The sequence below is a fragment of the Microbacterium sp. genome (assembly GCF_031988965.1).
Classification (GTDB): Bacteria; Actinomycetota; Actinomycetes; order Actinomycetales; family Microbacteriaceae; genus Microbacterium.
In genome coordinates, this window is record NZ_DALZXX010000274.1 from 1 (window position 1) to 1,670 (window position 1,670).

The 1,670-nt window shown below is 71.1% G+C and carries 2 protein-coding genes; one reads left to right on the forward strand and one right to left on the reverse strand.

From position 1 onward, the window contains the following. Positions 1-617: helix-turn-helix domain-containing protein (locus RTM68_RS18665; protein WP_312173817.1), on the reverse strand; the 617-nt coding region annotated here is incomplete at its 3' end. Positions 618-637: 20 nt separating this feature from the next. Between RTM68_RS18665 and RTM68_RS18670 the strand changes: the two genes are divergently transcribed. After that, positions 638-1,670 (forward strand): FAD-binding oxidoreductase (locus RTM68_RS18670; RefSeq protein WP_312173819.1); only part of this gene is annotated, 1,033 nt, incomplete at its 3' end.

Below are 1,670 nucleotides of genomic sequence, written 5' to 3' on the forward strand. Positions count from 1 at the left end.
TGCCATAGTTCGGTACTCCAATGCGACTCGTCGATGAGGGTGGAGACGGTGTTGTGCGAGAGGATCGCGGACTGCGCGATGAGCAGGAGCATGACTGAGATGTCACCGGGGTTGCCTTCGCGCACGGTGCCGCCGCGCTGGGCGGTCGTGATCGCTGCGGCGAGCCAGTGCAGGATGGCGCGCTGGCTCGAACCGATGCGCTGCAGCGTGTAGCGCATGAACACCTCGGGTTCGCGTTCGAGCAGGCGGCCGTAGAGCGCATCCTCGCGGAAGAGCTCCGAGAAGCGCAGCACGTCGCGCACGATCTCCGCCCGCGTCGTCGCGAGGGTGCCGAAGCGGTCGATGATGCCGACGGCGCCGCGCAGCAGGGCGGCGCGCACGATCTCGTCGGCGCTCGCCCAGCGGCGGTAGACGGTCGGGCGGCTCACGGACGCATTGCGGGCGACGTCGGCGACGGTGAGGCCGTGCACGCCCCGCGTTGCGATGAGCTCGGCGGCGGCATCGAGCATACGGTGCTCGGTCTCCTCCCAGACGGGCCAATCGACGGCTTGCCGGGCCGACCAGGGGCCGGCCTGTGCACCCGGCTGTGCATCCGATGAAACTTGACCTTCTTCCATGATGTGTCACACTGTAACGCATGTTCGATGATGACGCAGCTCACAATGCCGCCCCCGACACTGCACCCGCTTCCAGCGCCGCCCCCGGGCCGATGCGCTGGAACGGCTGGGGTGATCCCGCCAAGGCGAAAGAGCTGCCGGGTGCGGTGCGGGCGCTGCTGCCCGTCAAGCTCGGCCGCATCCCGCGCTCCGCACCTGCCGCCTCGTTCGATGAGGTCGACCTCGCGGCCTCCGCACTCGAGGAGGCCGACCGGCTCGCGCTGGCAGCCATCGTTGGGGAAGAGCATGTGCGCACCGACCGCGAGGCGCGCATCCGGCATTCGGGCGGCAAATCGACGCTCGACCTCCTGCGGCGCCGTAAGGTGCAGCAGCTCGCGCCGGACGCGGTCATCGACCCGGCCGACGACGGCGAGATCGCTGCGGTGCTGCGGCTCGCGAGCGAGCGCGGTATCGCCGTAGTGCCGTTTGGCGGGGGCACATCCGTCGTCGGCGGGCTGGACCCCGTCGGCGGGACCGGCCGTACCGTCGTCAGCCTCCACCTGCACCGTCTCTCCGGGCTCGTCGCCCTCGACACGCACAGCGGCGAGGCGACCCTGCGGGCCGGCACAACGGCGCCCGAGGCCGAAGCGCTGCTCGCCGCCCGCGGCTTCGAACTCGGGCACTATCCGCAGAGCTTCCGCTACGCGACCATCGGCGGCTTCGCGGCCACCCGCTCCTCCGGCCAGAACTCCTCGGGATACGGCCGCTTCGACGCGATGGTCACGGGGCTGCGCGTCGTGACCCCGAGCGGCGAACTAGATCTTGGCCGGGCGCCGGGTTCGGCTGCCGGGCCCGACCTCGTGCAGCTCTTCCTCGGCTCCGAAGGCGCTTTCGGCGTCATCACTGAGGTACGGCTGCGCGTGCACCCGGTGCCCGAGGTGCGGCTGCACGACGCGTGGACCTTCCGCGACTTCACCGCGGGCGCGAACGCGCTGCGGCAGGTCGCGCAGCTCGGCACCGGGCCGACCGTCATCCGCCTGTCCGACGAGGCCGAGACCGGGGTGAGCCTCGCGC